We start from the raw sequence: 12,793 nt of genomic DNA, 5'->3' as shown, positions 1-12,793 counted from the left end.
GGCATGAAGTCAGTCACCGTCCTGGGCAGCACCGGCAGTATCGGCTGTTCCACGGTCGATCTGCTATTGCAGGCGCCGGAGCGCTTTCGCGCGGCGGTGTTGGTCGGTGGCCGCAATGTCCAACGCTTGGCCGAACAGGCCCGGGCGCTGCGGGCAGACCACGCCGTTATTGCTGACGAGGCCTGCCTTCCGGAACTCCGAGCACTGCTGGATGGCACCGGCATCGTTGCATCGGGCGGCCGGCAGGCGGTGATCGAGGCCGCTGCGCATCCAGTGGACTGGACCATGGCTGCCATAACAGGTGCGATCGGGTTGGAACCCACCCTCGCGGCGGTCGGCAATGGCCGCTTCGTCGCTCTGGCGAACAAGGAGGCGCTCGTCTGCGCGGGTGATGTCATGCTGCGCGCGGTGCAGCAGGCCGGGGCCACGCTGCTGCCGGTGGATTCCGAGCATAACGCGATCTTCCAGGCGATGGCCGACCGTCAGGTTGCCGAGGTAGAGAAGATTGTGCTGACCGCCTCGGGCGGTCCGTTTCGCCGCGCCAGTCTGGCTGAGATGGAAAAGGCGACTCCGGAAGCGGCGCTGAAGCACCCGACATGGACGATGGGAGCCAAGATCACCATCGATTCGGCCACCATGTTCAACAAGGGGCTGGAAGTCATTGAAGCCGCGCGCTTGTTCGCGCTGACCGAGGACCGGATCGGCGTCGTCGTCCATCCGCAATCGGTGGTGCATGGCCTGGTTCAGTATAGTGACGGCAGTATCGTGGGCCAGATGGGCTCGGCCGACATGCGTATCCCGATCGCCCACACCTTGGCGTGGCCGGCGCGCATGGCGACGAATTCGCCGCGTCTGGACCTGGCGGCGCTGGGACGAATGGATTTTGAAGAGCCAGACGAGGTGCGCTTTCCCGCTCTGCGGCTGGCCCGTGAGTCCTTGCGTGCTGGGGGTGCCGTCCCCACTATCCTGTCTGCCGCGAACGAAATCGCGGTGGAGGCATTTCTGGGGGGTACGATCGGGTTCCTCGAAATTGCCCGCGTGGTCGAGGACGTGATGCAGGTGCTTGGGCGACAGAGCGCCGATTCGCTGGAAGAGGTGCTGCATTGGGACGAGGAAGCCCGCCGCGCCGCCAGGTTGCGAACAGCATCTCTCGCCGCCTAACCCTCGCCGGGGCCCGTGCGCCCGAGATCGGCGATATCGCCATGAGGAGCTGACCCATCATTATGCCCGAGTTGCTGCGGACCCTTCTTGCTTTTGCCCTCGTGCTGGGTGTTCTGGTGTTCGTTCATGAACTGGGTCACTATCTGGCCGCCCGGTGGAGGGGAGTGCATGTCGATGTCTTCTCGATCGGATTCGGGCGCCCCCTGCTGAGATGGCATGACCGGGTTGGAACGGAATGGAGGGTGTGCCCCGTTCCGCTGGGTGGATACGTCAAACCACATGGGTTCGAGGGGCCGGACGAGGCGACTCCCGAGCAGATCGCGGCGTGGCTACCTGGTCGGACCTTTCATGACAAACCGGTATTGTCGCGGGCGATCGTAATCGTAGCCGGTCCCGTTTTCAATTTCCTGCTGGCCATCGTATTGTTCGCAGGACTGTTCATGCTCGCGGGCCGGCCTGAGATTCACAATGTAGTAGGTCAGGTCATGCCGGGCAGCGCGGCCGAAGTGGCCGGGTTGAAGCCTGACGACGTGATCGTGCGAATCGGAGATCGCGCGGTCTCCGATGTCGCGGATATCCAGGCACGTGTCGCGGCAGAGCCGGGTGAGCACACGGAACTGACGGTTAGACGCGGCAACCTGACAATGACCTTGCCTGTGACGGTCGGGACTGTGACGGATAAAGCCGGAGGCAGGACTGGGCAGCTTGGGGTCATGTTCACCGCGACCGTCAGTAAGCCAATGTCGCCGCTGGCGGCGCTTGTCGCCGCAGTGGAGGAAACTTGGCACCTGATGGTCCAGACGCTGACTGGGTTGTGGCAGATGCTGACCGGTCGGCACAGTGCAAAGGATCTCGGTGGCCCGCTGCGGATCGCACAGATGTCTGGACAGGTCGCTCATTACGGGGCGGCCAGTCTTGTGTCTTTCATGGCGCTGCTGTCGGTCAATCTGGGCCTGATTAACTTGTTCCCAATCCCCGTGCTGGATGGTGGCAGGCTGGTGTTTTACGGGCTGGAAGCACTGCTTGGGCGTCCGGTCTCGCGCCGGGTTCGCGACATCAGTTTTCAGGCTGGTTTCGCGGTCATCGCAGGACTGTTTCTATTTTCTACGTTCAATGATCTGTCGCATTTCGGCCTGTTCCGCTGGGTTGCGTCCCTGAGCGGTTGACGCGGCAGCATCTGTGAGTGTGCAGGCGCTTGCGCGAAGGGGGGATTTTCGGATACGTCCGCCAAGCGGATATGATCGTTCCCGCGCGTGGCGACTCCATTATCGCCCGGCGCGGTTTGCTGGTCCGTAGAGCGTCTGGTTTGGGGGAAGCCGAATTTGCCGACTAAACGTTCAACGCTTCTTGCGTCGGTTTGCCTCGTGCCGCTATTTTTCGCCGGAAGCGCCGAGGCTCGGCGTGGCGGAGGGGCGGCGGATCAGGCTTCGGGGACGCATGCCGCTCGGTTAGGCGGCATCATCGAATCCATCCAGGTCACCGGTAACGATCGAATCGAGACCAGCACCGTCCTCTCTTACATGGTCGTACAACCAGGAGATCCGTTCAATCAGGACGAACTCGATCGGTCGTTGAAGACGTTGTACGCCACCGGCCTGTTTCGCGATGTCACACTGCATCGCTCGGGCGACGTGCTTCAAGTGCGTCTGATCGAGAATCCGATTGTCAATCGCATCGTGTTCGAAGGTAATCATGCCGCGAAGGACGAGGATCTGCGCAAGGTCATTGCGTTGCGGCCGCGTGCGGTGTTCTCGACCCAGATCACGGCGTCCGATCGCCAGAAAATTCTGGAGGTTTACGCCAGCAAGGCCCGCTACGCCGCGACCGTAACGCCACAGATTATTCGGCTGGCTCATAATCGGGTCGACGTGGTCTTTCAAATCAACGAAGCCGCTCAGACTTTGATCCACAAGATTGCTTTCGTTGGCAACAAGGCGTTCAGCGAGGCGAGGCTGGCGCAGGTCATTTCGTCGAAAGAGACGGCCTGGTACCGTTTCTTCGCGTCGTCCGACGAATATAACCCCGAGCGTATCCGGTACGATTCCGAACTGTTGCGTCGCTTCTACCTGCGTAATGGATTTGTCGATTTTCAGGTGCGTAATCAGACCGGCGAATTGTCGCCGGACCGTAAATCCTTCTACGTGACCTTTACGGTGGACGAGGGGCCGCGCTACCGCCTTGGGCGCGTGAATATCCGTTCGTCGTTGAAGCACGTCAGTGCGGCGTCGCTGCGCAAATATATCGAGTTGTTCGCGAACCAGTGGTACGATGGTAGCGCGGTGCAGCATAATGCGACTGATATGCAGGAAATCCTGCAAGGCAAGGGTTATCCGTTCGCCATGGTGCGGCCGGAAATCGCCCGTAACCCTGAAAAACGTGTCGTGGACCTGCTGTTCGATGTCAGCGAAGGGCCGCGTACCTATGTCGAACGGATTGACATCAACGGTAATACGATCACGCAGGATGCTGTGATTCGGCGCCAGCTTCCAATGTCCGAAGGCGATCCGTACACTCCCACCGAGCGAAAATACGCCAAGGCGATCCTACAGGATTTGGGGTATTTCAGTACTGTTTCGGTCGATCAGACCCCGGGTTCGGCCCCGGATAGAACGAACGTGGCAATAAATGTCGTCGAGAAGCCAACCGGTGAATTTTCGCTGGGCGGTGGTTATTCGACCGACGTCGGGATCCTGGGCAATATCGGCCTGAAGCAGCATAATCTGCTGGGCTCGGGTGTCGATGCCGGCATTTCGGGTACGATGGCCTATTACCAGCGACAAGCGGATATCTCGGTCAGCGATCCGTATTTCCTGAACCGGAACCTGGTCGCTGGCGTCGATATCTTCGTTATCCAGAACAATTACCAGACCTACCAGAACTATTCAGAAGGGCGGTATGGTATCACGCTGCGGATGGGGTACGCATATACCAACCACCTGTCCCAGTCCTGGAGCTATACGCTGACGGACCGTAACGTCGACAATGCCTACACCGACGCTTCTTGGTACGTTCTCGATCAGACCGGCTGGTCGCTGCTGTCCCAGCTCAGCACGACCATTACCTATGACACGCGCGACAATCGCACGCAGCCGCATAGTGGCTACGTGGTGCGGTTGGGGGGTGACGTCGCAGGTTTGGGCGGGAATGAACGCTATATCCGCGGCAAAGTGGACGTCGGTTATTACATTCCGCTGGACGACTTGACGGGCAACCATGATTGGACGCTGGCGTTGACGAGCGGCGCGGGTGATATCGCCAACTGGGGCGGAGGCCGAAGCGACATCATTGATAACTTCTACTTGGGCGGCAGTACGCTGCGCGGCTTCCAAGACGGTGGTGCCGGACCGCGCAGCATGGGCATCCCGGCCTATACATGGAACGGCCAGTCTTACGCGATGCATTCGCAGGAGGATTTCCTCGGTGGTCGCTTCATTTATACCGCATCGGCCACCCTCAATTTCCCGATGCCTTTTGGAGCCGACATGGGGATCCGTGGGCGTTATTTCGTTGATATGGGTGGGTTGGATGGGTTGCGCCTCAAAAGGCGCTATACATCTTTGCAGGATATGCCCCGCTATACTCCGGTATATGGCGATACGCTGACCCCTCGCGTCACTACCGGCGTCGGCTTTGCGTGGAAAAGCCCTTTCGGTTTGATCAATATCGACCTTGGTATCCCGGTTTTGAAGCAGAAACATGACCGGACCCAATTGTTCCGCTTCGGCTTCGGCCAGCAATTCTGAGGTGACAATGCTTCGTTCACGTGGCGCATCCGCTCTGGTCGCGGCCGTCGTACTATCCTGCGTCAGTGCCGCCAATAGCTCGGTATGGGCGCAGGGGGCCGCGTCGTCGGGGGGAAATGCCGGCTGGTTCGTGCCCAAGACCGCTCAACCCGCACCGGCGACGTCTACTCCTCGCGGTCCGGCGCGTAACGCGGCGGTTCCCATGCCTGCCGCCCCAGTTGACAGTGATGAGACGCAGTCGCAGACGCCGCCGATTCTGCCGTTGCCGCCCGTACCCCCGTCGCCTGATATTCCGCGCGGCGTCGCGCCTCCTGTGCCGGTGATCGGCGTGATCAGTGTGCCTGACGTCATGCGTCTGTCTACTGCGGCACAGCAGGCTGAGCACGTGCTGGGCGGCCGGCGCGACGAGTTAGCGCGCGAAGCGCAGAAAGAACAGGCCGGTTGGCGGGACGAGCAGCAGAAGCTACAGGCCCAGGCTAAGAACATGTCGTCGGATCAGATCCAGCAGCGCGAACGTCACCTGCAAGAGCGCGTGATCAGTGCTCAGCGCGATTTCCGGAATCGCAACCGGATCATTCAGGAAGCGGCACAAGTCTCGCTGGGGCAGATTGAGCGCGAGCTGGTCCAGATCATCCGCCAAGTGGCGGGCAGTCGCGGCATGAACCTGGTTCTCCATCGTGAGCAGGTCGCTCTCAGCCAGGAGGGACTGGACATCACTCAGCAGGTCGCGGACCAGTTGAACAAGGTGTTGCCAACGGTTTTCATTCCTGCAGCGAATGTTGATCCCGAGGTGCTGGCGAAGTCGGGTACCATGCCGACCACCGCAGATGTCGAGCGCCAGCAGCAGGAAGCTCCCGCGCCAGTGGTTGCACCTGCCGCGCCCCCCGCAGCAACGCATCACTAAGCGAGCGCGGCACGAGATGGAGGGGCAAGTCGATACCGCCCTGACGGGAGACGGGCGGTTCTTCCAGCGGAGTGGTCCGTTTTCGCTTGAAAAGCTTGCGGAATGCGCCGGTGCCCGGATTGTCGGGGATGAGGGAAGTGATCCTGATAAGCTTTATGTTGGCGTGGCCCCGCTGCAATCCGCTGGCCCACAGGAAGTCAGCTTCCTTGACAACCGCCGCTATGCACCGCTGCTGAATCAGACGCGGGCGGGCATAGTGTTGCTGGGTCAGGCCTTTGTCGACCGACTGCCGAAGGGAACGATCGGGCTGATTTGTCCGGCGCCCTATCTGGCTTGGGCCCGTGTGGCCGGCCTGTTTCATCCGCCGCCGGCCGTGGCTCCGGGTATTCATCCGACTGCCTTGGTGGGGGTGGATGCGGTCATCGATTCTTCGGCGCAGATTGGGCCCTTCGTGGTGATAGGTGCCGGTGTGTCAGTGGGGGCGAAAACCCGTATCGATTCGCATGTTGTCATTGGCGATGGGGTGCGGATCGGTGCCCATTGCCGGATCGGCACCCACGCCAGCGTATCGCACACGCTTATGGGCGATCGAGTGACGTTGCTGGCAGGCGTGCGGATCGGGCAGGAAGGTTTCGGGTTCGCAGTCGGTCCAGAGGGGTTCGAAACCGTTCCCCAGTTGGGGCGTGTGGTCTTGGAAGATGGGGTTGAAGTCGGGGCGAACTCAACCATCGACCGAGGTTCGTCGCAAGACACTGTCATAGGTGCGGGCTCGCGGCTCGACAATCTGGTACAGATTGGCCATAATGTTCGCTTGGGACGTTGCTGTATCGTGGTTTCCCAAGCGGGGATATCAGGGTCTACGGAACTTGGTGATTTCGTCACCGTTGCTGCCCAGGCTGGTCTGATCGGTCATATTCGGATTGGCGACAAGGCCAGGATCGGTGCGCAATGTGGCGTGATGTCGGATGTAGACGCTGGGGCTGATGTTATCGGCAGCCCTGCGATGCCATTTCGGGAGTTTTTCCGGAATGTGGCGGTGTTGCGGCGTCTGGCAAAGAAGACGCCGCGCGAAGGAGGAGGAGAGGCCTGAGACGCCAGGCCCCCGGAATTCAACCGGAACAGGTGGGTACCCGTGTGAAAATGACGCGTGGATTCGCCGTCCCGAGAAAAATGGTCGGACGACGTGAATAAAGAAGTAGAGGTTCCCGCAGTGGGCGACAGCCCGACCAGTATCGAAGCGATTGACGTGATGCGGATCATGGAAGCGATTCCCCATCGCTATCCATTCCTGCTGATTGATCGAATGGTCGATATCGTGCTGGGGTCGTCTGCGGTCGGGATCAAGAACGTCACGGCCAGCGAACCGCATTTTCAGGGGCATTTCCCCTCGCGGCCCGTGATGCCAGGCGTGCTGATCATTGAAGCGATGGCACAGACAGCGGCGACCTTGGTCGTATTGACGCTGGGGGCGGCATTTGAAGGCAAGCTGGTCTATTTCATGACCATCGATGGCGCCAAGTTTCGGCGTCCGGTGGAGCCGGGCGATCAATTGCGTATCCATGTTGAGAAGGAACGCAGTCGCGCAAATGTTTGGAAATTCAAGGGCGTTGCACGCGTAGATGGGGTGTCGGTCGCCGAAGCGACCTTCAGCGCGATGATTATGGGTTGAAATCGGCTGGACCGAATTGAAACGTTTCGTTGCCGGGTAGGAGTTTCTGGGCGGCGTGGAGTGCGGTATCCGGTCTGCTGAAATGTGACGTTCAAGGTCGGGCCCTGCGGGGTGGGAGAGCATATTGACCGATTTGGCACAAATGGACTCCGTAAGCCGGGCCGCCGAAATTCATCCATCTTCGATCATCGCGGACGGAGCCCGGATCGGGCATGGGGTCAAAGTCGGTCCTTGGTGTTCGGTTGGTCCCGACGTCGTGATCGAGGACGGCGCGCACCTGATCGCCAACGTGATCATCGACGGCCGCACGCGGATTGGTCCTGGCGTCGTCTGCTATCCCTTCACAACGATCGGCTTGGCACCCCAGGATCTGAAATACCGTGGCGAGCCTACACGCTGCATTATCGGAGCGCGGACCGTGGTCCGCGAGCATGTGACGATCCATCGCGGTACCGCTACCGGCAGTGGTGTGACGCGGGTCGGCGACGATTGCCTGATCATGGCGAATTCCCACATCGCGCATGACTGCACGTTGGGCAATGGTGTCATCATCGTAAACAATGTCGTAATGGGTGGACACGTCACGATCGGAGATCAGGCGCGGATCATGGGCGCCGCGGCGTTGCACCAGTTCGTGCGCATCGGTCACGCGGCACTGGTCGGTGGTGTCTGTGGAGTCGAGGCCGATGTCATTCCCTATGGCAGCGTGCTGGGGAACCGCGCCCGGCTGGTTGGGCTGCACTGGATCTGGCTGAAGCGGAACGGTGTGCGGCCAGATGAGATGCATCGGCTCCGTCGTGCATTTCGTGCCCTCTATCCTCGTGCGATGGATGACGAAAAGGCGGCCTTCAGCCATCGGCTGGCAGGTGTGCGGGCTGAATATGGTGACGAGGCGAAGGTGGCAGAGATTCTTGAATTTATCGAGGCTCCCAGTCATCGTGGGCTGGTGCGAGTGGCCGGTGGCGGTGCAGCATCGATCGAATCTGACGGCGTATAGGGCGGAACGCCGACATGGATGTCGGTGATGTGCCGCGTCTGGCTGGAGACTGCGTGGGCATCCTGGCCGGCGGCGGTCCACTGCCGGGTCAGGTGGCGAGGGCTGTGGAAGCGCTTGGGCGCCAGGTTTTCATCATCGGGTTTCAGGATTTCGCAGAACCGCGCGTGATCGAACCCTGGCCGCATCGTTATGTCCGGCTGGCCGCTGCTGGCGAGATCTTGTCGTGCCTGCGGGCGGAAGGATGCCGGGATATCGTCCTTATTGGTCCCGTGCGCAGACCATCCTTTTCTGATCTGCGGCCGGATGCAACGGGCGCGCGGATCATGGCGCGAATTGGTCGGGCGTTGTTCTCTGGTGATGACGGGCTGCTAGCGGCGATCGTGCGCGTGCTGGCGGAAGAGGGGTTCGTCGTTCACGGTGCCCACGAGTTCTTGTCCGGTTCGGTCGGTAGGTCCGGTGTGTTGGGGCGAATTCAGCCCGATGCTGGGGCGTTGGCCGACATCCGTCATGGACAGGATGTCGTCGAGGCAATCGGGCGGCTGGATATCGGGCAGGGCTGCGTGGTGCAGGACGGGCTGGTTTTGGCGGTTGAGGCAGTGGAAGGCACCGACCGCATGCTATTGCGGGCTGGGGAATGTAGGCAACCAGGTCGGCCGGGCGGAGTTCTGGTCAAGATGCTCAAACCTGGACAGGATCGACGTGCCGACCTGCCGACGATTGGCCCAGATACCGTGAGACGCGCGGCGGGAGTAGGGTTGCGTGGTATTGCCTTTCAGGCTGGCGCGACCTTGTTGACCGATCCTGGCGGCTGTATCGCCGCTGCGGACGAGACCGGCTTGTTCTTGATAGGGGTGGGTGCGGCGGGCGTGCCTGCCACCATAGCATGAGGATGACGATGGCTTCGTATCTGCACACGATGGTGCGTGTCCGAAATCTGGATGCCAGCATCGCCTTCTACAAGCTGCTAGGCATGCATGAACTGCGCCGGCGAGACGTCCCTGACGGCAAATATACCTTGGTCTTTATCGGATATGCTGACAATGCGGCCGGTCAGGCAGAAATCGAGCTAACCTACAACTGGGGCCATGACACTGAATATGAGGTCGGGACCGGATTCGGGCATTTCGCGGTCGGCGTGTCCGATGTGGCGGCGGTGGTCGATGCAGTGCGGGTCGGCGGAGGCAAGGTGACACGCGAGGCCGGCCCGGTGAAATTCGGCACTACCATCATTGCCTTCGTCGAAGACCCTGACGGGTATAAAATTGAGTTAATTCAACGATTCTGAATAAAAGCCTGACGAATTAGCGGAGAGGGAGGTCTTTCAGGCGACGGGCCGCCTGCTCGATCGAACGGATGATCTGTTCGGCGAGTTCACGCACCTTTGGATCGGGGTGCTGGCTCAATCGGTCAGCAGAGAGCAACGCCGGGGACAGCTGACCGCGCACATCATGCAGGACTTGGTTCTGCGACTGGGCCTCGGGCGCGAGGTCGGAGCCGGATAGTGGATCGGCGTGATCGTCGTCCAAAACAGTCTTTGGCCCTGGCATCGCGGCTCTTTTCTTGCTCGTTGACGCGCCCGGAAACGGGACGTATAAGGCGCGGCTCAGGCCGAGCAGCTTTCTGGCTGATTCGGCATGTCGTGGAGTTTAGCCGCGACGCATTTGTTGTTGTCAATCGGGGAGTGGCGTCGTGAAGCGCACTTATCAACCGTCCAAACTGGTCCGCAAGCGCCGTCACGGCTTCCGTGCCCGTATGGAAACAGTCGGTGGCCGCAAGGTGATCGCAAATCGACGTTCCAAGGGGCGCAAGCGTCTATCCGCCTGATCGTCAGGCTATGCCGCGTTCCGGACCCGATCGGGATCCGGACCCGGAGATCGCACAGGGGGCTGCGAAGAGTGGCCGACCGTTCCGTCCGTCTCAAGAAACGTGCCGAATTCCTCAGAGTGGCAGCAAAGGGGCGCAAGGTGCCGTCTCCTGGGCTGGTGCTTCAGGCATTGGGTCGTGACGATGCGAACCCGGCAAGGATCGGTTTTACCGTAACGAAGAAAGTCGGTAATGCCATCATCCGCAATCGCACGCGCAGACGTTTGCGCGAGGTTATGCGGGTTGTGGCGCGCGAACAGGAGTTGACGGGCGTCGATCTGGTCGTGATCGGCCGTGATGGAACACGGGGCCGCGATTTTTTGTCCTTGGTCGAAGATATGCGTCGGGCCTTGCGCAAAGCCGGCGTGCGGGGGACGAAGTGAGCCGTCTGGTTCGGGCGGTCACGGTTTGGGTCTTGGTCGGGGCAATTCGCGTCTATCAAAGGCTCGTCAGTCCGTTTCTAGGAACGAATTGCCGTTTCGTGCCTTCCTGTAGCAATTATGCGCAGGAGGCGTTTCGTCGTCATGGACCATTGCGTGGCGCGTTTCTCGCCTGTTGGCGGATCTTGCGTTGCAATCCTTGGAACACCGGTGGATACGATCCCGTGCCTGATCGTGATTGCGCGCGGGCCTCCTGCTGTTCCTCCCACAGATAACGAGAGTCTGGCCGGTCGCTGATGGATACCAAGCGCTTTATCGTGGCGTTGTTACTCTCCGCCATGGTTCTGGTTGGCTTTGAATATTTCGTGCCGAAGCAGAGCCACCAAGAAGTCGCGCAGCAGGCTGCGCGGACTAGCCAGCAGACGCCGCCATCTGACGCGGCGCGTTCGGTCGTGCCGGTCGCAGGCGTCAGTTCCCAACCTGTGTCGGTCGCGTCTCCGCAGGCGGAAACCCGGCTGGAGATCGATGCTCCCAGCGTGCGCGGGTCAATCGACCTGTTGGGAGCGCGACTGGATGACCTAGTACTGCGCGACTATCACGAAACGGTAACCAAAGGTAGCCCGCTGGTACGTATCCTGGAAGCCGCACGCGACCCGCAACCCAATTACGTCGAGATCGGCTGGATGAACCTGACTGGCGGCCAGGTACGTGTGCCTGATGCCTCCACAGTCTGGACCGCTGACGCATCCAAGCTAACGGTCGACCATCCAGTGACACTGTCGTGGGATAACGGCGATGGCGTTACCTTTCAGATCGTGGTTGCGATCGACGCTCATTACATGTTCGCGATCGAGCAGCGAATCGTGAATCATTCGGCGCAATCGGTGTCACTGTACCCCTTTTCCCGCGTCAATCGGGCCTATACCCCCGAGGAAACCGGCGGTTATTTGGTGCATGAAGGGCCGATTTCGGTGGTCGATGGGCGCTTGGACGAAAGTAGCTACAAAAGCCTGCGCACCAGGGCGACACCGCCAAGCAATGCCTCCTGGACCGCGGCAGGGCAGAGTGGCTGGGCCGGTATTACCGACAAATACTGGCTGACCGCGGTGGTGCCCCAGCAGGGCGTGCCGGTGACGGCTAGTTATGGATACCAGGCGAATGGTGGGGCGGGACTCTATCAGGTCGGCTTCGTTGCACAGATGCCGACTGTGGTCGGTACGGGTGCGACTGCCGCGACGGCGAGTCATGTCTTTGCCGGTGCCAAGGAAGTCAGCCTGCTGGAGCAATATCAGTCTAGTCTGCATATCCCAGATTTCTGGAAGGCGGTCGATTTCGGTTGGTTCGCGTTCCTGACCCGGCCGATCTTCTATGTACTCGACTACTTGAATACACTACTGGGTAATTTCGGCCTGGCGCTGATGGCTTTCACGCTGTTGGTCAAGGCGTTGTTCTTTCCGTTGGCGACACGCCAGTTCCGCTCGATGGCGAAGATGCGTAAACTTCAGCCCATGGTTCAGGAGATCCGCGAGCGTTATAAAAGCGACCAGATGGTCATGAACCAGCAGATGATGGCGCTATATAAGACGGAGGGCGTGAATCCGGCTGCCGGATGTCTTCCGATGGTGGTGCAGATTCCGGTGTTCTGGAGCTTGTATAAGGATCTGTATGTTACCATCGAGATGCGGCACGCGCCGTTCTTTGGTTGGATCAAGGACCTGTCGGCCCCGGACCTGAGCAATATCTTCACCTTGTTTGGCTTGATCCACTGGGACCCGACATTACTGTCGCCGTATCTGCAACTGGGCGCGTGGCCAATCCTGTTCGGCGTGACAATGTTCCTACAGCAGAAGCTGAACCCGACGCCTATGGATCCCGCTCAGCAGCGCGTGTTTCAAGTGATGCCGGTGCTGTTCACCTTCTTCATGGCGCGCCAGCCGGCGGGCTTGGTGATCTATTATTGTTGGAACAACCTGCTGACGATGGCACAGCAGATGATGATTCAGCGTCGTACGCGGAGCGTGATCACGCCGGCCGTTCCGCCCTCGCAGGCGACGGTCAGGCGGAAATAAGGTTGGT

At 60.2% G+C, this 12,793-nt stretch carries 14 protein-coding genes; 13 read left to right on the top strand and 1 reads right to left on the bottom strand.

The window, feature by feature from the left end:
• The first annotated feature begins 3 nt into the window (after positions 1 to 3).
• From dxr to gloA, 9 genes are all read left to right on the top strand, one after another.
• A complete protein-coding gene (dxr, locus tag HLH48_RS09580; RefSeq protein ID WP_182997277.1) occupies positions 4 to 1,161 on the top strand; it encodes a 1-deoxy-D-xylulose-5-phosphate reductoisomerase in 1,158 nt (385 codons plus the stop codon).
• Positions 1,162 to 1,223: 62 nt separating this feature from the next.
• Entirely contained in the window at positions 1,224 to 2,327 is a 1,104-nt protein-coding gene (gene rseP / locus HLH48_RS09575; protein ID WP_182997276.1) for an RIP metalloprotease RseP, read from the top strand.
• Between the two features lie 156 nt (positions 2,328 to 2,483).
• Entirely contained in the window at positions 2,484 to 4,904 is a 2,421-nt protein-coding gene (bamA, locus tag HLH48_RS09570) for an outer membrane protein assembly factor BamA (protein ID WP_182997275.1), read from the top strand.
• A 7-nt stretch (positions 4,905 to 4,911) separates the two neighbouring features.
• A complete protein-coding gene (locus HLH48_RS09565) occupies positions 4,912 to 5,808 on the top strand; it encodes an OmpH family outer membrane protein (protein WP_182997274.1) in 897 nt (298 codons plus the stop codon).
• 16 nt (positions 5,809 to 5,824) lie between these two features.
• Positions 5,825 to 6,898, top strand: a complete 1,074-nt coding sequence (gene lpxD / locus HLH48_RS09560) for a UDP-3-O-(3-hydroxymyristoyl)glucosamine N-acyltransferase (protein ID WP_182997273.1) — start codon at positions 5,825 to 5,827, stop codon at positions 6,896 to 6,898.
• 159 nt (positions 6,899 to 7,057) lie between these two features.
• A complete protein-coding gene (fabZ, locus tag HLH48_RS09555; RefSeq protein ID WP_220795069.1) occupies positions 7,058 to 7,477 on the top strand; it encodes a 3-hydroxyacyl-ACP dehydratase FabZ in 420 nt (139 codons plus the stop codon).
• 142 nt (positions 7,478 to 7,619) lie between these two features.
• Positions 7,620 to 8,474 carry an acyl-ACP--UDP-N-acetylglucosamine O-acyltransferase gene (gene lpxA / locus HLH48_RS09550; protein ID WP_182997320.1) on the top strand — a complete coding sequence of 285 codons (855 nt, stop codon included), beginning with the start codon at positions 7,620 to 7,622 and terminating at the stop codon, positions 8,472 to 8,474.
• 14 nt (positions 8,475 to 8,488) lie between these two features.
• Positions 8,489 to 9,361: an LpxI family protein gene (locus tag HLH48_RS09545; RefSeq protein WP_182997272.1), complete on the top strand. Its 873-nt coding sequence runs from the start codon at positions 8,489 to 8,491 to the stop codon at positions 9,359 to 9,361.
• 8 nt (positions 9,362 to 9,369) lie between these two features.
• Positions 9,370 to 9,759 (top strand): lactoylglutathione lyase, encoded by a 390-nt coding sequence (gene gloA, locus HLH48_RS09540; protein ID WP_182997271.1) that lies wholly within the window; start codon positions 9,370 to 9,372, stop codon positions 9,757 to 9,759.
• A gap of 16 nt (positions 9,760 to 9,775) precedes the next feature.
• Here the strand turns inward: gloA and HLH48_RS09535 are convergent, their stop codons facing one another.
• Positions 9,776 to 10,000, bottom strand: coding sequence for a hypothetical protein (locus tag HLH48_RS09535; protein WP_182997329.1), 225 nt, complete (start codon positions 9,998 to 10,000; stop codon positions 9,776 to 9,778).
• Between the two features lie 163 nt (positions 10,001 to 10,163).
• Between HLH48_RS09535 and rpmH the strand changes: the two genes are divergently transcribed.
• The 4 genes from rpmH (at position 10,164) to yidC (ending at position 12,786) form a co-directional block, all read left to right on the top strand.
• Entirely contained in the window at positions 10,164 to 10,298 is a 135-nt protein-coding gene (gene rpmH / locus HLH48_RS09530) for a 50S ribosomal protein L34 (protein WP_182948709.1), read from the top strand.
• 71 nt (positions 10,299 to 10,369) lie between these two features.
• Complete coding sequence (rnpA, locus tag HLH48_RS09525) at positions 10,370 to 10,720, top strand: ribonuclease P protein component (protein ID WP_182997270.1); 351 nt, start codon at positions 10,370 to 10,372, stop codon at positions 10,718 to 10,720.
• Positions 10,717 to 10,992, top strand: a complete 276-nt coding sequence (gene yidD / locus HLH48_RS09520) for a membrane protein insertion efficiency factor YidD (RefSeq protein WP_182997269.1) — start codon at positions 10,717 to 10,719, stop codon at positions 10,990 to 10,992. Before rnpA ends, yidD begins: the two co-directional genes overlap by 4 nt.
• A gap of 21 nt (positions 10,993 to 11,013) precedes the next feature.
• Positions 11,014 to 12,786, top strand: coding sequence for a membrane protein insertase YidC (gene yidC / locus HLH48_RS09515; RefSeq protein ID WP_182997268.1), 1,773 nt, complete (start codon positions 11,014 to 11,016; stop codon positions 12,784 to 12,786).
• The last annotated feature ends 7 nt before the right edge of the window (positions 12,787 to 12,793 follow it).

Source organism: Gluconacetobacter sacchari, assembly GCF_014174255.1.
GTDB classification, from domain to species: domain Bacteria; phylum Pseudomonadota; class Alphaproteobacteria; order Acetobacterales; family Acetobacteraceae; genus Gluconacetobacter; species Gluconacetobacter sacchari.
The sequence above is the reverse complement of the archived record's forward strand: the minus strand, read 5'-3'. Positions and strand labels throughout refer to the sequence as shown.